This is a genomic window from Paenibacillus sp. SEL3, assembly GCF_054602585.1.
The window spans coordinates 2275353-2296173 of the sequence record NZ_CM137725.1 but is presented as its reverse complement, the minus strand read 5'-3'; the positions used below and the strand labels follow the sequence as shown (position 1 = coordinate 2296173).

Annotated in this window: 19 protein-coding genes and 1 pseudogene; 11 read left to right on the top strand and 9 right to left on the bottom strand. The window is 44.4% G+C overall.

From position 1 onward, the window contains the following. The first annotated feature begins 130 nt into the window (after positions 1-130). Entirely contained in the window at positions 131-1348 is a 1218-nt protein-coding gene (locus tag ACYCS5_RS10825) for a macrolide family glycosyltransferase (protein ID WP_459761032.1), read from the top strand. An 8-nt stretch (positions 1349-1356) separates the two neighbouring features. Here the strand turns inward: ACYCS5_RS10825 and ACYCS5_RS10820 are convergent, their stop codons facing one another. Both ACYCS5_RS10820 and ACYCS5_RS10815 read right to left on the bottom strand, forming a co-directional pair. Further along, complete coding sequence (locus tag ACYCS5_RS10820) at positions 1357-2583, bottom strand: sugar efflux transporter (RefSeq protein WP_029519344.1); 1227 nt, start codon at positions 2581-2583, stop codon at positions 1357-1359. Between the two features lie 223 nt (positions 2584-2806). Further along, complete coding sequence (locus tag ACYCS5_RS10815) at positions 2807-3580, bottom strand: alpha/beta fold hydrolase (RefSeq protein ID WP_029519343.1); 774 nt, start codon at positions 3578-3580, stop codon at positions 2807-2809. Between the two features lie 185 nt (positions 3581-3765). Here ACYCS5_RS10815 and ACYCS5_RS10810 point away from each other — a divergent pair, with 185 nt between their 5' ends. The 3 genes from ACYCS5_RS10810 to ACYCS5_RS10800 all read left to right on the top strand — a co-directional run bounded on the left by ACYCS5_RS10810 (position 3766) and on the right by ACYCS5_RS10800 (position 7167). Further along, positions 3766-5358, top strand: coding sequence for an alkaline phosphatase family protein (locus tag ACYCS5_RS10810; RefSeq protein WP_459761031.1), 1593 nt, complete (start codon positions 3766-3768; stop codon positions 5356-5358). A gap of 80 nt (positions 5359-5438) precedes the next feature. Next, the gene (locus ACYCS5_RS10805; protein WP_029519341.1) at positions 5439-5789 is read left to right on the top strand and encodes an ArsR/SmtB family transcription factor; all 351 of its coding nucleotides are present in this window, start codon (positions 5439-5441) and stop codon (positions 5787-5789) included. An 88-nt stretch (positions 5790-5877) separates the two neighbouring features. Next, positions 5878-7167: an arsenic transporter gene (locus tag ACYCS5_RS10800; protein WP_459761030.1), complete on the top strand. Its 1290-nt coding sequence runs from the start codon at positions 5878-5880 to the stop codon at positions 7165-7167. Positions 7168-7259: 92 nt separating this feature from the next. Here the strand turns inward: ACYCS5_RS10800 and ACYCS5_RS10795 are convergent, their stop codons facing one another. Continuing rightward, positions 7260-7655: a winged helix-turn-helix transcriptional regulator gene (locus ACYCS5_RS10795; RefSeq protein WP_039273890.1), complete on the bottom strand. Its 396-nt coding sequence runs from the start codon at positions 7653-7655 to the stop codon at positions 7260-7262. 162 nt (positions 7656-7817) lie between these two features. Here ACYCS5_RS10795 and ACYCS5_RS10790 point away from each other — a divergent pair, with 162 nt between their 5' ends. After that, positions 7818-8378 carry an NAD(P)H oxidoreductase gene (locus ACYCS5_RS10790; RefSeq protein WP_029519338.1) on the top strand — a complete coding sequence of 187 codons (561 nt, stop codon included), beginning with the start codon at positions 7818-7820 and terminating at the stop codon, positions 8376-8378. Between the two features lie 122 nt (positions 8379-8500). On the opposite strand, the gene ACYCS5_RS10785 is transcribed toward ACYCS5_RS10790, so the two are convergent. The 3 genes from ACYCS5_RS10785 to ACYCS5_RS10775 form a co-directional block, all read right to left on the bottom strand. Then, the gene (locus ACYCS5_RS10785) at positions 8501-9751 is read right to left on the bottom strand and encodes an ABC transporter permease (RefSeq protein WP_069011593.1); all 1251 of its coding nucleotides are present in this window, start codon (positions 9749-9751) and stop codon (positions 8501-8503) included. Then, a complete protein-coding gene (locus tag ACYCS5_RS10780; protein WP_029519336.1) occupies positions 9735-11054 on the bottom strand; it encodes an HlyD family secretion protein in 1320 nt (439 codons plus the stop codon). The genes ACYCS5_RS10785 and ACYCS5_RS10780 overlap by 17 nt, the downstream gene beginning before the upstream one ends. Before the next feature lie 134 nt (positions 11055-11188). Continuing rightward, on the bottom strand, positions 11189-11722 hold the full coding sequence (locus ACYCS5_RS10775; RefSeq protein ID WP_459761029.1) for a MarR family winged helix-turn-helix transcriptional regulator: 534 nt from the start codon (positions 11720-11722) through the stop codon (positions 11189-11191). Positions 11723-11960: 238 nt separating this feature from the next. Here ACYCS5_RS10775 and ACYCS5_RS10770 point away from each other — a divergent pair, with 238 nt between their 5' ends. Beyond that, entirely contained in the window at positions 11961-13136 is a 1176-nt protein-coding gene (locus ACYCS5_RS10770) for an alanyl-tRNA editing protein (RefSeq protein ID WP_069011590.1), read from the top strand. A 12-nt stretch (positions 13137-13148) separates the two neighbouring features. Here ACYCS5_RS10770 and ACYCS5_RS10765 read toward each other — a convergent pair whose 3' ends face one another. Both ACYCS5_RS10765 and ACYCS5_RS10760 read right to left on the bottom strand, forming a co-directional pair. Further along, complete coding sequence (locus tag ACYCS5_RS10765) at positions 13149-13850, bottom strand: YoaK family protein (RefSeq protein WP_029519333.1); 702 nt, start codon at positions 13848-13850, stop codon at positions 13149-13151. A 193-nt stretch (positions 13851-14043) separates the two neighbouring features. Further along, positions 14044-14562 carry a DJ-1/PfpI family protein gene (locus tag ACYCS5_RS10760; RefSeq protein WP_069011589.1) on the bottom strand — a complete coding sequence of 173 codons (519 nt, stop codon included), beginning with the start codon at positions 14560-14562 and terminating at the stop codon, positions 14044-14046. A 148-nt stretch (positions 14563-14710) separates the two neighbouring features. On the opposite strand from ACYCS5_RS10760, the gene ACYCS5_RS10755 reads away from it, so the two are divergent. After that, the gene (locus ACYCS5_RS10755) at positions 14711-15103 is read left to right on the top strand and encodes a winged helix-turn-helix transcriptional regulator (protein WP_013312050.1); all 393 of its coding nucleotides are present in this window, start codon (positions 14711-14713) and stop codon (positions 15101-15103) included. Between the two features lie 148 nt (positions 15104-15251). Here the strand turns inward: ACYCS5_RS10755 and ACYCS5_RS10750 are convergent, their stop codons facing one another. Then, on the bottom strand, positions 15252-15587 hold the full coding sequence (locus ACYCS5_RS10750; protein WP_013312049.1) for a winged helix-turn-helix transcriptional regulator: 336 nt from the start codon (positions 15585-15587) through the stop codon (positions 15252-15254). Between the two features lie 266 nt (positions 15588-15853). On the opposite strand from ACYCS5_RS10750, the gene ACYCS5_RS10745 reads away from it, so the two are divergent. From ACYCS5_RS10745 to ACYCS5_RS10730, 4 genes and pseudogenes are all read left to right on the top strand, one after another. After that, complete coding sequence (locus tag ACYCS5_RS10745) at positions 15854-16951, top strand: FAD-dependent monooxygenase (RefSeq protein ID WP_459761028.1); 1098 nt, start codon at positions 15854-15856, stop codon at positions 16949-16951. An 83-nt stretch (positions 16952-17034) separates the two neighbouring features. Next, on the top strand, positions 17035-17799 hold the full coding sequence (locus tag ACYCS5_RS10740) for a GTP cyclohydrolase II (RefSeq protein ID WP_459761027.1): 765 nt from the start codon (positions 17035-17037) through the stop codon (positions 17797-17799). Continuing rightward, positions 17796-18896, top strand: a complete 1101-nt coding sequence (gene ribD / locus ACYCS5_RS10735; protein ID WP_029519328.1) for a bifunctional diaminohydroxyphosphoribosylaminopyrimidine deaminase/5-amino-6-(5-phosphoribosylamino)uracil reductase RibD — start codon at positions 17796-17798, stop codon at positions 18894-18896. The genes ACYCS5_RS10740 and ribD overlap by 4 nt, the downstream gene beginning before the upstream one ends. A 403-nt stretch (positions 18897-19299) precedes the next feature. Further along, positions 19300-20196: pseudogene (locus tag ACYCS5_RS10730) on the top strand (fibronectin type III domain-containing protein); the annotation flags it as partial. Positions 20197-20821: the final 625 nt, after the last annotated feature.

Sequence of the window (20821 nt, the reverse complement as noted above, 5' to 3'; positions counted from 1 at the left end):
TCGTTTGAGTGGAGGATACATATTTAATTTTTAGGTATTGAAAATACTTGTTTATATGGTAAATGTTTGCTATGTTTAAAGTGTATTTATTTCAAATTGTAATTTATTTTTGATTTTGGAGGTGTAACGTATGGCACGTGTGTTAGTAGTGATCACGCCTGCTGAAGGCCATGTTAATCCGACACTAGGATTAGTGAAAAGGTTGGTAGACAGTGGGGAGGATGTTGACTATGTGTGTACGGAAGAATATCGTACGAGAATTCAACAGACAGGAGCGCAGATGATCACCTACCCTTTTGTGGATGATGCTTTTTCCAAAGACTCTGATTTAAAGCCAGCAGAATACAAACATCATTATCAATTTGTATACATGGTGGTAAAAGGTATGATTCTTCCGATTATTCCAGAGGTTTTGAGAGTTATTGAAAACAGAACCTATGATTATTTAATCTATGATTCTTTGATGGGCTGGGGAGGCACGATTATTGCTGAGAAGCTAGGAATTCCTGCTGTATGCTCTATCGCTTCTTTTGCTTTCGTAGAGCCATTGGGATCGGGGCAAGGCATGAATGACAATGATCCGGAGGTAAAAAAGTTATACACGGCTACGATGCAAATAACGCATCAACTAGCTAATGAGCTTCAGGTTGACGCTCCGGCTATAGAAGAGATTGCTCCTCATGGCGGACACTTAAGAATCGTTTATACAAGCCGCTATTTTCAACCGCAAGCCGAAAAACTGGATCACAGTTTTATTTTTCCAGGTCCTTCTATTGTACCGCGTAAAGATGCTCCTTCCTTCCCGTTCGAACAACTTCGTGTTCTGCATCCACAGGCGGTGTACATTTCAATGGGTACTATTTTGAATAAAGACTTGGAATTTTATAAGCTTTGTTTTGCAGCATTTCGCGATTTGCCTGTGCAGTTTGTGCTGTCTTCAGGCAATTATACAGACATGGAGCCATTGGCCTCGTGTATCCCTGACAATTTTATAATCAAGCCTTATATTCCGCAATTGGAAATGCTCCAGCATGTGGACGCTTTTGTTACACATGCGGGGATGAACAGTACAAGTGAAGCTCTGTATTACAATGTGCCGCAGGTCATGATTCCTTTAACATCGGATCAGCCCATCGTAGCTAGTCGGGTGCAGGACCTGGGAGCGGGTGTTGTTGTGGATAAAAATGAGCTTACACCCGCTAGTTTGAGAGCTGCCTTATTAGAGGTATTGAGTCATCCAACCTATAAAGAACAGGCTCATGTGATCGGCGAATCATTACGCCAGGCTGGTGGGTATAGTCATGCGGCAGATACAATCATGAGCCATTTCTCCACCATAGAAAAATAAGCAGCAGTCTATATACTGTGATTCCTTTCTTTTAAAGTAGCAGATTTTTCAAACTCTAGTTTCTTTGAAATCGCCAGAAGACCAAGGGAGCAGATGATCAGGGCCAAACATACCCAATAGGTATTTCGGTAACCAATCCATTGAGCGGTTAATCCGCCCATCAAGCTCCCCACCAGTCTTCCGATGGTTGTCGCATTGGAATATAGCGTCGATGCGTACCCTGGAAGAGAGGGCAACAAATCCTGCATGTAACTAATGCCAATGGCAGAAATCACTGCAACAAAGAAGGCTAGAAGAAGCTGCCCCACGAATAGCTGCCACATCTCCGTAGACATAAGGACAAGGAGATAATAGACAACTCCTGTTAATGCCCCTAAAAATATAAGCAAACGGTTGGAGTATTTAGCTGCTAGTACGCCTAGCATGAGCATCAAGGGTATTTCTACAATTGCGCAAATACTGGATACTAGAGCAACGTCACTCGTGTCGCCTTGTAAATTGTGAATGATGAACAAGGAAATATTCAAATTATTCATCCAGTGAGACGTATAGAGCAGAGTAAGAACGGAAAAGGGAATCAGAATCTCAATATTTTTATGTAATGTAATGTGATGAAGTGAAAGTTGATTGTTATGTTTAAGTTGAGCGGGAGGCTGCTTGATAAAAAAGAATAGAAGCACAGCAATGAGAACAAAAATAGAGGTCGTTCCCATAAAGATACCCTTAAAGCCCGTATGTGCAATCAAAAAGGAACCAAAAAGCGGCCCGGTAATAAAGCCAAGAGAAAACATAGACCGAAGCGTTGAATTCGCAAAGGCGTGATCCGCAGATTTACTGCGATTTACTGCTTCACGTGCACTGGCAAATAACTGCGGCATCCCAGGAGCACCAATGGCCGTAAAGATCGTCATATAAACAAAAAGCACATAAAAATTTTGGATTACAAGATATCCTGCAAAGGCTACGGCATTAAATAACGTGCAAATTACCAAAATTTGTTTACGGTCTAAGCCGGTATCAGAACGTTTAGCAATCAGAGAGCTTATCCATATGCCACAAATCAAAGTCACAGCTGTAAATACACCAAAGGTTCCCACAGATACGCCAAGTGTACTTGTAAAATATACAGCCAAAAAAGGCGCGCTGATGGATATAGCCATACCTTGTAATAACATACAGATCATGAATAGCGGGTAGTTAGGGATAACGAAAAGATTTTGAATACGCTTTAGCATTTCATTTTTACACCCCTTCAGATTTAGAAGCAGAATAATACATACCTATCCCATCTAAACTACATATGACTTTAGCATAATTTGTATATTTACATGGTGTAAAATATTATATAATTTTTTTCACTTTGATGAGCAGCTCATATGCAATGTCATATACAGGCAAAGATACAGTATCAGGATGGGGGTGTAGATGTGTATGCGGAATTCTCCTGTAGAATTTGCCTTAAAGACTGAAGCGATCTACGAACTGCTTAATCAGTTCATTCAATGATCCGGCGGCCTTCGTAGGAAGGCGGTGATCGACTTTTTCAATGAAAACAAGCTCACTCTTCGGTAATTGTTGATGCAATATTTTGGCATAGGGATGAAAGTGCTTATCCTCTTCACCATAAACAAGCAGGACGGGAAGCTGGATTTCCCCGAGCCGTGAGGTGCAGTTGTACTTCAAGCTGTATCGATAATATTGCTCGACATTCCTGGGATTTCCCTGCTTCGCATCGCTGAATAACTTACGTAACAAAGATAGCTGTTTCGTTTGTGACCAAGCAATAGAAAGGGCAAGTGTACCGACTGCACCGATTTTGGAAAGAGCAATGCCCAAAGAAATTTTGTTTCTTAGTCGCCCTTCGTTTACTTCTGACATTCCACTGATAACAATGCCTCCCCATGCCCGATCTGGATAAGTCAAGAGGAATTCAAGTACTATCGAGCCTCCGGTAGAATATCCACACAGAAATACTTTATCAAGGCTCATCCGGTCCATCAAATGTTTAATATCCTTGACAATGAGAGGGTAAGTAACCGTTTGCTCGGAAGGCTGACTTTTACCGTGTCCTCTGATATCAAAAGCTATAGTTCGAAAATGGGGCGAGAGTCCTTGGATTTGGTATGTGAAATTTAAGCTTGTGAGTACTGGAGGGTGAATGAATAGGATGGCCATTCCTTCACCGGAATCCATATAATGCATGGAGTATTCGTTTATGTTTGTAGTCGTCATGGTTATGTTCCCTCCCTGAATGGTTTGATCTTAAATTTGGCCTATTAGATCCAAAAAATTCATGGAGGTGTAACTTTAATTGCTTGTATGAGATACCTTTGTCCCGATGATCCAATGCAGGAATAATTTTTTTAGTACAAGAAAAAAATAAGAGGATCAAGTTTTTCTAAGAAAGGGACACATACATGGGCATGAAAAATAAAGTTACCATAGCACTAGTGCTAGGTTTATTGTTGTTGGTCTTGGGGTGTAGAGCGGACTCCAGTCAACAGCTAAAACAACAAAGTGTGAAGCCACCTATCACAGTAAATCAAATGGGCAAAAAACCTGTCATTGTGATCTTGATTGATTCTTTAATGGATAAGCCTTTGCAAGAAGCAATTCAAGAAGGCCGTGCACCCGCAATGCAATATCTCTTAAATCAAGGGCAATATTTTCCGCATGTAGTGAGTTCATTTCCCACGATGTCTGTGACAATCGACAGTACATTATTAACGGGAACGTATGCAGACCAACATCATGTGCCCGGACTCGTTTGGTACAGCAACCAAAAGAAACGCATGATTCTCTACGGCAATGGTGCCAAAGAAGCTTTAAAGATAGACCAACTGCAAGTATTTAATGACGCTATTTACCAATTAAACCAAGTTCAATTGAACAAAAAAACGAAAACAATACATGAAGAATTAGCTGACAAAGGAAAAGAATCCGCGTCCATCAATGCTATTGTCTTTAGAGGGAAAACGAAACATGCCTTAAAAGTGCCTGACTTCATAGCGAATAGCAACAGGGTGCCAGAAAAAATGATAGTAACAGGGCCTAAATGGTTATCTTATGCAGCTCTGGCACAATTGAATCCGAAAAATAACTGGAATACTCCTTTGTGGAAAAAATTTGGGATGAACGATGAATTTTCCGCAAAAGATGCCGCTTTTCTAATCAGCCAGAAGAAACTTCCAGACGTAACCATCACATACTTTCCTGAGAATGATAATTTGGCGCATAGAAAGGGCCCGACTCAACTGAAGGGAATCGAAAAAGCAGATCAAGCACTACAAACTGTGTTGAACGCATATGGTTCTTGGGAGCAGGCTGTAAACAATGCGATATGGATTGTCATGGGTGACAGTGGGCAAAGTGCAGTTTATGATGATCGACAGGCAGCAACTGTGGATATAAGGCCTCTTTTGAGCCATTACTGTATTGCAAAATTAAATCAACCTGTAAGAAGTGATGACCAAATCGTGATTGCCGTTAATGAACGGATGGCCTATATCTATGCAATTAACGATAACGTGGAGTTATCCAATGTGGTGAAGCTTTTACAAAATGAGGACAAGCTCGACATTATCGCTATGAAAGATGGTAAAAGCAATATTCATGTTACAAAGGGCAAAAAGGGTAAGCTGTTTTCTTATCATCCCGGTGGAAAATTCATTGATGAATATGGACAATCATGGACATTGTCGGGTGAAGAGGACCTTGTGGATATTACGGTGAATAACAACCGGATCAAGTATGGAAAATATCCAGACGTATTGGCGAGGCTACACGGGGCAATGAATTCGCATGAAGGAAGATATGTTGTCGTCACGGTCCAACCCGGATATGAACTCGTCGGTGAAAGTTCTCCCACCCACATTGGAGGAGGGGCTCATGGATCGTTGCACGAAAAAGATTCCCTTGTCCCATTAATTATTTCTGGAACGAATACACGGCCTAAAACACTGCGAATCGTTGATCTAAAAGACTGGATTCTGCAATTGGTAAACGAATAAGTATTATTCGTTATTGATATTAAACCCGAGCTCCATTAGTATATAAGCATATGGTTATATGAGTGGAAGGGGGTCACACATTGGATCAACTAGGTTATGTAGCCGATCATTTAAAGCTATTGGGCGATAAAACTCGACTGGCTATGCTTTCCCTGCTAAGAGAAAGAGAGTGGTGTGTTTGCGAATTTGTAGATATCTTTGATATGACGCAGCCAGCAATTAGCCAACATTTGAGAAAATTAAAGTCGCAAGGGATTGTAAAAGAAGAACGACGAAGTCAGTGGGTATACTATTCCTTAAATGTAGACGATAAGCCGCATATTCAAGCTGTTCTTGAGCGTATGCCAGACTCCAAGCAAATTTTAAAATGGCTGAATAAGGAGGAGCCGATCACATTTTGTGAACCGGATTCCTCAGCTTGTTCATCCTAAAGACTGTTCCGTGTATCTCCTTAAGGGATAACGGTGCTATTATGTAAGTATATGTTTATAAGGTAATGTAATGGAGGGGTTTAGAACATTGATTTTGTTGGCATGCATTATATTTTTAGCTACTTTAGTATTGGTGATCTGGCAGCCTAAAAATCTGTCCATCGGATGGTCTGCCTGCGGCGGTGCCATACTCGCCTTGCTGGTGGGTGTCGTCGATTTGCATGATGTTTGGGAAGTTACTCATATTGTCTGGAATGCGACACTGGCTTTTGTAGCCATTATTCTGATTTCGTTGGTGCTTGATAAAATCGGCTTTTTCGAATGGGTGGCGCTTCACATGGCACGAGCTGCGCGAGGAAGCGGAACCCGGATGTTTGTTTATGTGACCATTCTTGGCGCCGTTGTTTCTGCCTTTTTTGCAAATGATGGTGCGGCCTTAATACTGACACCGATTGTACTGGCGATGGTTCGGGCATTGAAATTGGATGAGAAAATGGTTTTTCCTTTTATCATAGCGAGTGGCTTTATTTCAGACACGACGTCGCTTCCGCTTGTGGTCAGCAACCTGGTCAACATTGTGTCAGCCGATTTCTTTGGGATCACCTTTATGGAATATGCGAGTCGCATGATTGTACCTAATTTATTTTCTTTAGGAGCAAGTATAGGGGTACTGTATCTTTTTTTTCGCAAAAGGATTCCTAAAACGTTTGATGCGACACAATTAATCAGGCCTGCGGAAGCGATTAAAGATCCAAAGATGTTCCGTATGTCCTGGATCGTTCTCGCGGTTTTGTTCGTTGGCTACTTTGCATGCGAATTTTTTAATATTCCCGTTTCGGTGGTGGCCGGTATTATTGCTATCTTTTTCTTATTGATGGCGCGAAGAAGCCCTGCAGTGCCGATGAAAGAAGTCATTAAGGGCGCTCCATGGGCTATCGTATTTTTCTCCATCGGGATGTATGTTGTGGTGTATGGTCTACGTAATGCCGGTTTGACGGATCTGCTGTCCCATGTGATTCAAGCGGCTGCCGATCAAGGTATGTTTGTGGCCACCATGGGCATGGGTTTTATTGCGGCGATTATCTCGTCGGTCATGAATAACATGCCTACGGTCATGATTAATGCGCTTGCCATTGATGCCACCCATACAACCAGTATGGTCAAAGAGGCGTTGATTTATGCTAACGTCATTGGTTCTGATCTGGGGCCGAAAATAACTCCGATCGGTTCATTAGCCACGTTGTTGTGGCTGCATGTGCTCCGTTCGAAAAACGTAAAAATTTCTTGGGGGACTTATTTTAAGACAGGCATTGTCTTAACTATTCCTACACTTTTTATGACCCTACTGGGCTTATATTTATGGTTAATCATTTCATAATTCCTTAGGGGCTCGTATTCGAAAATTTTCGGAGACTGGTGAATAAACAAGGTGCACATCTTAGGTATAGTATTTCAAACAAGCACGCCTCCTTAATGAGGTGGTGCTTGTTTAGCGCTTTTTTCCTTCACAGAATACTCTTCCAACACCTTTGTTTTATCTCCATAGATCCTATCCAAATGATCTTCTCCCCATAAGCAAAAACGATCAAGCAGATCTTTAAAATCCCAGCCATATTCACTAAGCTCATATTCCACTTTGGGGGGAACTTGGTTATAAATGATGCGGTGGATGATTCCATCCTTTTCAAGCTCTCTAAGCTGTTGGGTGAGCACTTTTTGGGTGATTTTCGGAATGAGTTGACGAAGTTCGTATGTACGTTTTCTGCCGCTGGTTAAATGGTGTAGGATAATGCCTTTCCACTTTCCACTGATGACCTCCAAAGTTGCCTCGATCCCGAGCATATAGGTTTTGGCTTTGTCTTCCATAGACTTTTCCCCCTCTCCGATCTGTAGTACAAAAAGCACTAAGGAACCTTAAAGTACCTACAGTACATTGAAGTGCGTACTTCACACTTTAATGTATAACATCCATAATAGCATCTGTAGACAGGGTTCACCAATTATGAGGAGAAAGAAGGTTACGGATACATGAAAGTTTTATTGGTCGTCACGCATCCTAGAGAAGATTCACTAACCCTTGCGGTCATGAATCGTTTTGTAGAGGGATTGAAAGAGAATAAGCACGAGGTAGATATTTTGGACTTGGATCGGGATGGATACAATCCGGTGTACAGCGCTGCAGATGAGTTGGATTGGAATACGACCCATAAACAATATGCTCCTGAAACACGGAAAGAGATGGATAGAATAGTGGCTGCGGATGCTCTGGTCTTTGTGTTTCCATTATGGTGGTATAGTGTCCCGTCCATGCTAAAAGGGTACCTGGATAAAGTGTGGAACATAGGTTTACTTCAGGAGTTCACGTCAAAGCAGGTTCTGTGGATGTGCTTGGCGGGGGGGACGAAAGAACATCTGATCAAGTATGAATATCACGATTTGGTTACTAATTATTTGAATAAAGCCATTGCTGGTTACGCAAGAGTAAGAGAGTCCAAGGTGGAGTTCTTCTATGATACTTTATCCGAATCGAAAGAATACATTGAAGGTTTACTGGAGCACGCTTATCAATTAGGTCGGGCATATAAGTGAATTTTATTCTGATAACAATGATAATTTAATATTATTGAGGATTTTACAAAATCCTGATTATTGAAAAAGGGTTAAGGATCGTTAGACGGCACTTAACCCTTTTTTATTTTGTAGACGAGACTCTATCCTTTTATAGGCTCGTGCATAGGTGCTGATGGTGCCCCTTGCATAGATAACCCGCCGCCAGTTGTGCTTGCTGGAACAACGGGATGTGGTAATCCCTTTTCAGAAGCAGTGCCCGCAGTCTGCTTGGCCAGCTTCTGTTTCTCCCATAGGGCTCTGGCGATCACCAGCAAGGAGAGTACACCCACATATAGTAACAGAGAACCGAGTTCGGGAAGCATCTCCTGCAAAGGTGCACCACGCAGACCCATAGTGCGCAGGAATTTATACATCCATACAAAGGGGAAGAAATCACCGATTTGAATCGCTAAAGGTGGAAACAGTGATCTGGAAAGAACAGCCCCTGATAGAACAAAAGCAGGCATGAGTATCATCACCATTCTGCCAATGGCTATTCCCGGATGTGCAGCGCCCCATGCAACCAGGACATTGATACAAACGGTACCGAATACATACAGGACAACTGGAATTATAAAGAGAATTGGATTGGCCTCGAAACGGCCTCCCCCAAACACTTTAAGCATCCCTAGAGAGAAGATTAAGCCAGCCGTCGAAAACAGCGTATAAGGAAGCATACGCAGCAGGATGTTGAACGGATTTTGCAGCTCAGCAGCCAGCCTCTTGGAAACCCGGAGTCTGGCGACCAGAGGTAAGCTATTTATATTCAGTATCATAAAAGAGAACATACAAGTGAATGCAAGTATCGTCGTATTCTGATAGTCATTCGTTGGATTAAACATGGAACGCACTTCCAAGGCGATACCATTGAGGGCCCCTTGAGCCTGTTCTGCGTTCATCCCGGTTTTCAACATAGCTGGAACAGACAGTTCCATATTCTCGGAAACGCTAATTTCCTGCATAGCTGTACGAATCGAAGTAATAGATTGTACATTGGTATTATCGAGAATGAGACCCACGCGGCTGGAGAGGGAACGATTGTGATTGTCCTCTAAACCATGCGGCAATGAAATAACAGCCAAATATTGCTCATGATAAAAATACTGTTCAGGGTTGTCCGTATACGAAACAATCTCAGCTACGTTCATATACGGGGAAGCATCTATTTTCTGAATGAACTCACGGCTGTAAGCTGTGTTATCTTGATCCACCACTACCACGTTAGCGTCGTTAATTTGGCTGCTTGGGAGCAACAGTGAATACCCCAGTACGGCAATCAATGGGAAGATAATAGCTATAATCGGATACTTGGAGTGAACCAGATACGACCATTCATCACGAAGAGATTTCATTTGTATTCACCTCAACTGTCATGCCTGGTAGCAAAGCTGCTTCTCTTGTTACATATACACGTATCTGGAATGTAGCGGTATCTGCTTCTCCTTTTTCACGGGACATCTTCACATTAGCGAATTGTGGTGCAGCAGTTACATAGCGTACCGTACCTTTCAAGTCCTTATTGAGACCAGAGATATGAGTTTTAATTTCTTGATTGGCCTTGAATTTCCCCGCTTGTTCTTCATTCACATAGAGATCGTAATATAAATCGTTGGTTTCCAGGGTAATCACAGGAGCACCTTGCGCCACATTTTCGCCGACTTTGGTACTAATCGAAGTCACCTTGCCATCCTGTGGTGCTTTTAACACCAGGCGTTCTTTTTTGAGCAGCAACGTTTTAAGCTGAACTTCCTGTGTGTCTTTTTGTTGCTTTAAAAGGTCAATAGCCAGCTTCTGATCTGCCAACTGTTGACGACTCTGCTGAATGGTTTCCAGCTGGGTCTTGGAACGATCGACGGACAATTGGGCACCGCGAATTTCTTCCTCGGCTTGTTTTACCGAAACGGCTGCTTGTGTCGTCTGTTCACTGGCCTGCATACGTTCTTCAGAAGTGGCACCATGAAGTAGCTTTTGTAGAGCCTCTTTTTGCTGACTCAACTGATTTGTCGCTAAAGTCAAAGAGGATTCGGCATCATCCAACGCTGCTTTGGATGCACTTCCTGCATCATAGAGTGCTTTATTACGCTTATAGTTGGTCTGCGCAGTCTGAACGTTTTTGGTTGCTGAGGCTACAGCAATTCGTTGCTGCTGAACATCTTCATCCCGAACCCCGTTATTGACCTGTTGTTCCGCAGCAGTGGCTTGACGCTCAGCCGCTTGTGCCCGCTGCAATGCTGCCTGACTTTTACTCTCAGTCACTTGAGCTTGCGCGATATCTAGCTGTGCCTGTTTTTCCTGAGTTGCTGCCCGTGTATAGCCTAAATTGATGGATTGTTGTTGTTGGCTGATTTGCGTATTGAACTGGGCAATTTGTGTCCGCAGCTGCTCAATTTGCAGATCCACATCTGTGGAATCCAAAGTCATAAGGACAGTTCCTTTTTTCACCTTCGTTTCTTCTGTTACCGGGATGTTCAGGACTTTGCCTCCTACTTGTTCAAAAGATACATGAATGCTATCCGCATTTAGTGTTGTGCCTTTAACGGATCGCGAAGCATTGACTTGATCTTGTCCGTTGGTCTGGAGCAGGAAACCCCCGCCGATCAGACAGGCGATAGAAATGAGAGGGATGATGAGGCTGGTGGCTTGTGTGCGATTCATGGGTAATACGCTCCTTAGATTCATAAAATGGGTTAAACATAGACTCGAATAAATATCCTGATATGTACATTTTATTTATTCTTTTATTTAATAATTTAAAAGTTAGTCGGCTAACTAAAACGCAAAATTAAAACTTATTCTGGTTTTGCTACTTTATATATCTCTTTTGCTTGAGGGATGCCACTTTCTATTTTTTGCAGTAACGTCAGGAGCAATTCCTTTTCATCGGTGGACAGGTGGCTCATCAGTGTGGAAGTGCTTGTAAAATGTATAGGCAGCAGTCTTTCCATCATTTCTGTTCCTTGTTCGGTCAGTTTAACAATGCTCATACGGCGGTCGGAAGGATGAACAGATCGAATAATAAGCCCATCGCGTTCCAGGCGGTCAAGCAGACCGGTAACAGTAGGCTTGCTAACCCCTACTTTCTCCGCAAGCTCTGTAGCCAGCAATCCTGTATGGATGTTGCGGTATAGAAGAATTAATATTGAAAATTTCCCATGAGATATACCGAACTTCTCAAAGCCCTCAAAGCTGACTTTAAAGACGCTGGAAGATACCCGCATAAAAAATAGCATAGCTTCTGTTGCTCTTACATCAATCTCGGGGATACGCATAGAAAATTCTTGTAGCGCCTCACGAGTGGGCAAGTCCCGTAAATCAAAATCCATAAGGTTCTCCTTTCTTCTTACAGTATGTTCCAATCAATAAATTAGTTAGCCGACTAATCTTAATCTATTCAAAAATGAATTTCAAGCTAAACTTTGTTAATCGTCATGCGATTGTTCACCATATGGAGGTTGTTCGTGCCATGGTTCAAGCTTTTCCCTACATTGATATTTACAATGAAGTGCTTGATAATAAGTGGATATCGCACGAGACCAAAAACCCAAAAGTGAGGAACCTGGAATGACGACAAAATTATACTACACTGCTCCAAATCTTACGGAGTGGGACACTCATATTACACAGAGCATGGAAAGAGACGGAAAATATTTGGTTACGCTGGAGGAAACGGCCTTTTATCCGCATGGTGGAGGCCAGCCTTGTGATACAGGAACAATTCAGGGCGTCCGTGTATTAGATGTTGTTCTCGAAGAAGGGGATATTTGGCATCAGGTAGAGCGTTTGCCGGAGGATCGGAAAGTAGCCTGCCGATTGGATTGGGAACGCAGATTTGATCATATGCAGCAGCATAGCGGGCAGCACTTGCTGTCAGCGGTTTGTCTAGAGTTGTTGGGTGCCCGTACGGAAAGCTTTCATCTGGGACAAGAATATGACACGATTGATGTGAACTGTTCGGATATAACGCCTGCGCAGCTATCGGCAATCGAGCAGGAAGTAAATCAGCAAATCTATAGTAATCGCAGCATAAAAAGTTATTTTGTAACCCGTGAGCAATTGAAGGACATTCCGCTTGTGAAAACGCCCAAAGTGACAGAAAATATTCGGATTGTCGAGATCGAGGGCATTGAATATAATGCTTGCGGTGGCACACATGTAGCTCAGACCGGGGAAATTGGAATCATTAAATGCTTAAAATGGGAGAAGCAGAAGGGGATGGCAAGAATCCATTTCAAATGTGGCGCTCGCGCACTCCAGGATTTTAACGATAGTGTTCAGATATTGGACGTGTTATCTATGAAGTTCAATACCGGGCGAAAAGATATTTTGACCCGATTCGAAAAGTGGGAGCAGGAGCATAAACAGCTTAAGGCGCAAGTGGAGCTCCTACAAGAGGAAAATGCTTCGTACCAGGCGAAAGAGTTGCTATCTGCTGTGCGGGGGCATGTTCTTGCTCATGTATTCGAACAAAAATCCCTGCAGGACATGCAGCAATTGGCTACCAAGCTGACAGCTGAGCATGATTTGCTTGTTCTATTTGCCACAACAGCAGAAAACAAAATCCTTCTGGCACATAACGGCACCCAGTCTGTTAGCTGCGGAGCATTTTTGAAAGAGAATCTGGGGGCATTTCACGGTAAGGGGGGCGGTAGCAACCAATCAGCTCAGGCTGCATTCCCGTCCCGTGAAGACCTTTTGAATTTCTTTGAAACGGCCCAGCGCCAGTTCGTTCAGGGCTGATGTAATGGAGGATTAGTGGCGTAGGGGAAGCTTCCACTTTTCCTTTTCTGTAAATAAAATAAAAGAAAAAATAAGTGCAACAACAGCGCCCCAAACGGCTTTATCCCCAATTGTCAAAGTTAGAAATCCCCCCAGCAAGGCTCCTACCAAGAAGGCTGCCAGGATGACACCATAACGCATCGCTCGAATGGCAGCGTTCGTGTCCTTGGTCGTTACGGCGACATACACAGCCTCGATAGCTGATCGGAGGTTACCGGTGCTGACCGTGGAGGTGTACGGCACATCAATGAGCTTGCGGAAGGAAGTCATTTGCACGGAAGCGACGAACGAGACGATCACCACCACTACCGTATTGGGAACTCCTTGCGGAATCAATCCCACGATGAAAAAAATCGCAATTTCCAGTAAAAGAATTGCGCGGGTCCAGTCCGGAGTTAAACGGTGGGTTGATTTTCGTTTAATCCCTTCAGCAACAAAAACCCCCAGTGAAAAGGCGATCAGGGGCGGGATATAGGATAACGCCTGAATCCAGTGCCCCTGAATGACTTTGACAGCCAGCAGCACGATATTGCCTGTCTGTGCGTTGGCGAAAACACCGCCTCTTCCAACAAAGGTATATGTGTCCAAAAAGCCCCCTACTAATGATAGTAAGGCGCCCAGTCGCAACGATTCGGACGTTACCTGATGTAAATGTATTTTGCCTTTCATAAACACGGCATATAAGCCTCCTATGCTAAACGTCGATTGTTTAAAGCTAACACGAAAATCCAGGACCATACAATTAAATTAATCACTTAAGCATGAAAATGACACAAAAAAGCCACATCAGGTCCCATACAATAGAAAGGACGTGATGCGGCTTGTTGGAGTGCTGTTTAAAGTGTCATCTGGAACTTCGAGAATGTGCTTATTGCAGAGCTTGAACGAGGGCTGCGCCGAATTCCTGTGCACCATCTGGGCCATCGGCTGTAATAATGTCGCTATGCGCAACGACATGCTGAGCGAGATATTCGGCTTGATGCACTTGAAGCTGATCCTTTTGTATATCCACTGGATAGCATGTAGCCGTTCTACCAGAGAGTAGTCCGGTTTGAGCCACGGCTACAGAGCCTGCGCAGATGCCAGCCAATAAAGTCTTTTGCTCATGAGTTTGTTTTAGCAGAGTTTGGAGATCCGCGTTATTCCACAGATGGTCATTCGTACCTGATCCGCCGATCACAGATACTACATCATAATCAGCCAGCACAGCGTTTGTAAAAACAAGATCAGCTGTCGCTTTACCGTTGTAGTCACCCGTGATTTCGCCTGTTTTTGTACTAGCTAGGGTCACGGTAACGCCTGCTTGCTCCAGCGCTTCCTTCGGTTTAAACAATTCATCCTCATTAAAGCGCTCTGGGGGTATAATAAAAAGAGCTTTTTTACTCATACTTTATTCCTCCTTGAATGTGTAACGTTATCTACTATTGTAGGATGGCTTCGTCAGGCTGTGAAGAATGCACTTTCAAGTACGGAGGTTACCTGCAGGTTACTATTAGAGTGCAAGACCATGATGATTTAGAAGGAGTTAATTATATATGTCTGATACGCTAAGAGAAGAAATACGGGAGAAGATCGTTAACGGAGACTATAACTGCGAAAAGGAACTAACCTTGTCAGTGTTAAGCGGAAAATGGAAGGTCGTCATTTTATGGCATCTGGGTGTGGAAGGAGCGCATCGTTTCAGTGACCTGCAAAGGCTGTTTCCGAAGCTGTCGCATAAAGTGCTGACCAATCAGTTGCGGGAGTTGATGGAGGACGGTATTGTGCACCGGGAAGTGTATCCCGAGGTACCTCCAAAGGTGGAGTATTCGATGACCGAGCTGGGGATGACGATTTTACCCATTGTGGAGATGATGTATGACTGGGGGAAAAAACGGGTGCAATCCATACGTGAGGAAATGCAACGCAGCGGTGAGGGAAACGTTTAAAGTTCCTTCATATGAAAAATAGAACGCCTTGCACTATGAGTACAATTGTACTTAGAGCAAAGGCGTTCTTTGGCATGTTAGCAGTCTGTGTTTTTATCATATTAGTCTAGGAACAATAGCGGTAGACGTGAAGCTGCTTCAATAAGAATCATTGCTGTTCAAGTGCTGGTAGAACCTCAATCCAGCGTGTAGCCCAAGTACCGATATGGTCAAACAAAGGAGCTAAATCGCGTCCTTTATCCGTAAGAGAGTATTCAATCCGTACGGGCTTCTCAGGATAAACCATACGTTGTATGATTCCTTCTTCCTCCAGCTCTTTCAAACGGTCCGAAAGGACCTTTCCACTTAAATTAGGAATTGAATTCTCAATAGCGACGAAACGTTGCGGACCATTCGTTAGTTGAAATACGATCAATACCGTCCAACGCTTACTCAGTAGTTCCATAGCCTTTTCAAACCGTGGACACATCTGCGGAATGTTCATGTGATCACCTCATGCTTATTATTAACGATTCACTGTTAAAAGTAAATGATTTTACTTTACATAAATTTATTACTTGACGAAATGATATGATATAAATATACTTTGTTACATAAAGTAACTTGTTAGCTTTGAGACGGAGCTTAAGATATGAATACTTAAAATTTAAACTTAATTTGATGTTATTTTTGATATTATTAATGATGTAATTAAATGAACAGGTACGAACTAATCGTTGAGGTTATGGTTTGGGTGTAGGGGGAAGTCGGATGAAGCTGGAATGTGAAGTGTGCGTAGTTGGAGGGGGACCCGCAGGGACTTTGTTGTCCTGTCTACTGGCGGCGCAGGGTGTATCCACGATATTGATTGAGCGGCAGAGCATAGCGGGAAAGGCCTTTCGCGGTGAAATCTTGAATGATGAGGGTCAGGAAGTGATCCAAAGGCATAAGCTGCTCGAACAAATTCATGAGAACTATGTTCTCGCCTCCACAAGGATCGAATATTGGGGGCATCAGCGGCAAGTGAAGACGGTCAAGCCAGTATCAGTTGATGGTAATGTGGGGGTTCATATTCCACAGCCTCGATTTTTGGAGGCTTTGCTCAAACAGGCGTCAACCTACGAGTCCTTCCGTTACCTGGCGGGTACAACTGTGACTGCGTTGGAAGGTAACAGCGAGCAGGGGTACACGGGCTTGACCGCCCGCGATAAGAACGGTCATGAGATCACGATTCACAGTTCGTTGATTGTAGGGGCAGATGGTCGCTATTCGACTGTGCGCAAGCTGGCGCAGATGCCTGTGACGAACATTCGACACGGCTATGATCTGCTATGGGCGAAAATTACGGCACCTGCTGGGTGGGAGCCCGTCACTCGTCTGGCATGGGTCAACGGAGGACAATTGGCTTTATTCTCGCAGGCTGAGGGCTATATTCAAATTGGCTGGAATGTGGAGGAGGGTAGCTTTCCAACCCTGTTTAAGCAATCCTTTGAACCATTTATACAACGGTTTACAGAGGCTTTTCCAGATTTGAAGCATAGTGTGCATGATCATATTCGTTCATGGAAGGACTTCGTACCGTTGGATATTTTCAGCAGTCGTAGTGACACCTGGACGCAGAACGGACTGGTCCTTATTGGAGATGCGGCGCATACCATGACACCTACCGGAGCTTTTGGCTTGAACGCAGCTTTGAAGGATGCCGATGTGCTAGCCAGTGAGCTTCTTCGTTTACGACAGAAGAGCTATACCGCAGGAGACCTAAAGGCGTTCGAAGACGGACGACGGCAGGCTGTCACCGAGCTTCAGGAACGGCAACTGACGATGGAATCCACGTTTCATGAACATTTCTTACACAGAGTTCAATGATTTATGACCCTAACAATAACGATTAGCCTTTGAAGAATTAGGCATTTTCTATATAGAGCTTATATAAAGGATGGTGCAAAGAGATGAACCAGAAAGATGTAGCTACGCTACTTAACGATAAAATTCAAACCGTTCGTGGAGAACAATCTTCGACGATTTTGGTTGGACCGATCAAGCTGCCAGTTAATTTGGAAGGGGAAACGGTTGTTTTTCAGTGGTACTGCTGGTTGCCTGTACGGGATGAGGAAGATCGTCAGGACTTACTGAATGCCACCGCTGAGACGATTGTGAAGCGATTGTCCACACTGGATTTGGCAGAGGGACAACAGTCAAGCGTTTTGGTGTACGGCGATTTCGAGCAGTCGGAAAATGCATTAGTTCGCATGCATAGTATTTGCCATACTGGAGATATTTTTGGTAGCAAGCGTTGTGATTGCGGATTTCAACTCCACCAGTCCATGAAAATGATCGTGGAACATGGAACGGGTGCATTGTTCTATCTGGCTAACCATGAAGGCCGCGGAATTGGTTTGTTTAGTAAAGCAATGGCTTATATTCTGCAGGAAGAAGGCATGGATACCGTCGAAGCCAATCATCAATTGGGTTTTGAAGATGATACACGCAATTATGCAGATGCCATTAGTGTGCTCCGTCACCTGAGACAAAAGCCAGTAACTCTGATTACAAACAACCCTAAAAAGCTGGATGCCTTAAAGAAATCGGGTATGAATGTGGCGGGTCGTATGCCGCTCTGGGGCGATGTGTCGCAATATAATGAACGGTATTTGAATACAAAAGTGGAACGATCCGGCCATTTGCGGGATTCCGATCTCAGGGAGGTTCTATGACCACTCACGAAAAATATATGCGCCTGGCACTGGAAAATGCCAGAAGTGCTAAAGGGCAAACAGAACCGAATCCGCTCGTCGGATCAGTCATTGTCAACAACGGCCGTATCGTTGGGATCGGCGCTCATCTGAAGCCCGGCGAGCCACATGCCGAGATTCATGCGTTGCGTATGGCGGGTGAACACGCTCAGGGAGCGACGATTTACGTAACGCTGGAGCCGTGTTCCCATCACGGCCGGACAGGCCCGTGCGCGGAAGCGATTGTGAAGGCTGGTATTCGTCGAGTGGTGATTGCAGCGCTGGACCCGAACCCGCTGGTTTCCGGCAGAGGGGTGCAGATTTTGAAAGATGCAGGCATTGAGGTCATTGTCGGCGTATGTGAGCAGGAATCCATCCGCATGAATGAAGTGTTCAATCAATATATCGTGAGCAAGCGTCCTTTTATTACGATCAAATCAGCAGTAACGCTGGACGGTAAAATTGCAACTCGAACCTCTGAAAGCAAGTGGATCACATCTGAGGCTGCACGGGAGGATGTGCATCGTCTTCGTCACGAGCATGTAGGAATCCTGGTCGGTGTACAGACCGTGATTCATGATAATCCTCAGCTTACGACTCGTCTACCAGAAGGACGGAATCCGATTCGTATCATTCTGGATAGTAAGCTTCGAATTCCATTGGATGCTCGTGTCATTACAGATGGGGAGGCTCCGACCTGGATATTCACAGGACGGGCCTACGATGAAGGCAAGCGAAGCCAGCTGGAACAGCTGGGTGTAAAAGTATATCCGACACAGGATGAAAACAGCGATCGGGTTAACCTGCCGCAAATGTTGGATATTCTGGGGGCAGCGGAGGTGTCATCGGTGTTCGTGGAAGGCGGAGCCGAAGTGAACGCTTCGTTCGTGCAGCAAGGGCTGGCAGACAAGCTGGTGCTGTATATGGCGCCGAAGCTGGTTGGAGGACGTGCAGCCCCGGGATTTCTCGGGGGAGAAGGCGTGTCTGCGATGAGCGATGCGGTGGCATTGCATGATTTGAGCGTGACACAGGTTGGTGTAGATTGGAAAATAGAAGGGTATTTTGAGCGGGGAAAATGAGTGAGTTGTTTTCGGGTGGAGGAGGCGCTTCGCGGAGAGGTTGATCTTCCGATCGCTGTTGCAGTGGGATTCTTCGGATTGTATGAGAGATTTAAAGGTAAGAATCCCACTGCAAAGGCGAACGCTTCCGCTTCTCCAGATTCAACCCCTTCGCTCCGCTGCCGCTCACCGCAAAGTCACTCTTTTTCCGAAATGTTGTGGAGCATGGGAAGGGCATAAGAAACTAAATACTCAAAAACTCAAAGGCTCAAAAACTTATAAATTCAAAACAGAGGATCTGAAGGGCTAAAAGGCCTGGAGGATTCTTTTTTTATATACTAAACGTTTATTAGGGTGAATGGTTAATGGGATGAATAACTTATAGGGTGAATGTCTTATGGGGTGAGTTTGAAAACATAATTACGCGAATGTCTACCACTGGATCTATAATTTGGATGCTGTAGGCAACATCGACCGCAGCATCACCGCTAATTCACCTATTTATGCCGTATTTCAAAAAAACGGTGTAAAAACCTATGTGGCCTACAACTTTACAGACCAGGTCAAAACAGTAACCTTCTCAGATGGGCACAGTATTACCGTGCAGCCGAATAGCTTTAATGCCGGAAATGGAAGCGGCGGTGGCAATCCGCAGCCTGATACGGAGGCTCCATCCATCCCGGCGAATGTGCGAGTTACGACCAAAACGGCTTCGGCAGTCACTCTGGAGTGGGATGCAGCTACAGACAATGTTGGCGTTGCTGGGTATATCGTTTATAAGGACGGGGCACAGGCGGCAGAGATAAGCGGTATTTCCGCTTCAATGACAGGGCTAAATGCAGCTTCAACTTACAGCTTTACCGTTAAGGCTCGCGATGCAGCTGGTAACCTATCTGCAGCAAGCCATGCTGTATCGGTAACTACGGAGGCAGCATCTGGCGGTAATGAGGGTGGCGGAGAAACGGAGGATTATAAAGCAGGAGCTCGTTTTGTCAGCGATCGTGAAGCATTGCTTCAATTTACACCTAAAACAGCCTCGGCCTATGTTGACGTGCATTACACTTTAACGGGTGGACAACAGCTCAATTACCGAATGACCAACAACGGCGGTGTCTGGGAGCAGCGGGTAACAGACCTCGATATCGGGAAGGGTGTCAGCTATTGGTTTACCTATGAAAAGGCGGGATTGCAATACGAGACCCCTCCATTCAGCTATACACACCAGCAGATTGCCTCAACAACGACAGACGTTCCAGAACTTCCAGAACTTCCAGAACTTCCAACACCAGGCGCTGATCCCGTTTTCGAAAAAACATCCTAGTGGATCAGGCCTAAGATACGAACGCGACTAGTTAACTATAGAAAGAAAGACACGAGGGAAGCACATATGCTTCTCCTGTGTCTTTTTCGTTTTTTATAGGGTCGTAATACTTTCGCCATGTTCGCGAGTTCTAGATTACGCGATAATGATAAAGGCTGATACAGGAAGATATTACCGAGGCGCGGATTTCCAAAGGTCCCGCAGTGCCTGCCCTGATGGGGTCAGGTATCCTGTAAACTTGCGTATCCACCAACAATTAGGGTTCGATTCCCAATCGCCTTCCACGCGACTTCTGGTAGAGTATTCGAATGATCGAATAAAAACAATGAAAAGACCCGGATAAGAGCATCCCATGTCTGGTCTTGATGACAGATACCGGGGCGATGGCTATGTGGCCAGCGGATACCGGAGAGAGCAAGCACCGACAGGGCTCGAGGCTTCGGGGATACAGATTCACAGTCGATGTTGGGCTGATGAATCCCATCCTTAGAACACGAAAACAGGCGGTATCTTTCTTTTTCCTCAAGCTTGACCCCGCCGTTCACACCGGAGGGATGCTCTGCAAGGGTCCTAACCCTACTACAACAAATAAAAATAAAAAATCCTCATTTTAAAAGTGTGTTAA

Bases quoted from the DNA above. Each gene is read 5' to 3' on its own strand.
- ACYCS5_RS10790 (WP_029519338.1), top strand. From the start codon at position 7,818: ATGAAAGTTTTATTGGTCGTCACGCATCCTAGAGAAGATTCACTAACC.
- ribD (WP_029519328.1), top strand. From the start codon at position 17,796: ATGACCACTCACGAAAAATATATGCGCCTGGCACTGGAAAATGCCAGA.
- ACYCS5_RS10825 (WP_459761032.1), top strand. From the start codon at position 131: ATGGCACGTGTGTTAGTAGTGATCACGCCTGCTGAAGGCCATGTTAAT.
- ACYCS5_RS10770 (WP_069011590.1), top strand. From the start codon at position 11,961: ATGACGACAAAATTATACTACACTGCTCCAAATCTTACGGAGTGGGAC.
- ACYCS5_RS10810 (WP_459761031.1), top strand. From the start codon at position 3,766: ATGGGCATGAAAAATAAAGTTACCATAGCACTAGTGCTAGGTTTATTG.
- ACYCS5_RS10755 (WP_013312050.1), top strand. From the start codon at position 14,711: ATGTCTGATACGCTAAGAGAAGAAATACGGGAGAAGATCGTTAACGGA.
- ACYCS5_RS10815 (WP_029519343.1), bottom strand. From the start codon at position 3,580: ATGACGACTACAAACATAAACGAATACTCCATGCATTATATGGATTCC.
- ACYCS5_RS10775 (WP_459761029.1), bottom strand. From the start codon at position 11,722: ATGGATTTTGATTTACGGGACTTGCCCACTCGTGAGGCGCTACAAGAA.
- ACYCS5_RS10760 (WP_069011589.1), bottom strand. From the start codon at position 14,562: ATGAGTAAAAAAGCTCTTTTTATTATACCCCCAGAGCGCTTTAATGAG.
- ACYCS5_RS10820 (WP_029519344.1), bottom strand. From the start codon at position 2,583: ATGCTAAAGCGTATTCAAAATCTTTTCGTTATCCCTAACTACCCGCTA.
- ACYCS5_RS10750 (WP_013312049.1), bottom strand. From the start codon at position 15,587: ATGAACATTCCGCAGATGTGTCCACGGTTTGAAAAGGCTATGGAACTA.
- ACYCS5_RS10745 (WP_459761028.1), top strand. From the start codon at position 15,854: ATGAAGCTGGAATGTGAAGTGTGCGTAGTTGGAGGGGGACCCGCAGGG.
- ACYCS5_RS10780 (WP_029519336.1), bottom strand. From the start codon at position 11,054: ATGAATCGCACACAAGCCACCAGCCTCATCATCCCTCTCATTTCTATC.
- ACYCS5_RS10795 (WP_039273890.1), bottom strand. From the start codon at position 7,655: ATGGAAGACAAAGCCAAAACCTATATGCTCGGGATCGAGGCAACTTTG.
- ACYCS5_RS10785 (WP_069011593.1), bottom strand. From the start codon at position 9,751: ATGAAATCTCTTCGTGATGAATGGTCGTATCTGGTTCACTCCAAGTAT.
- ACYCS5_RS10740 (WP_459761027.1), top strand. From the start codon at position 17,035: ATGAACCAGAAAGATGTAGCTACGCTACTTAACGATAAAATTCAAACC.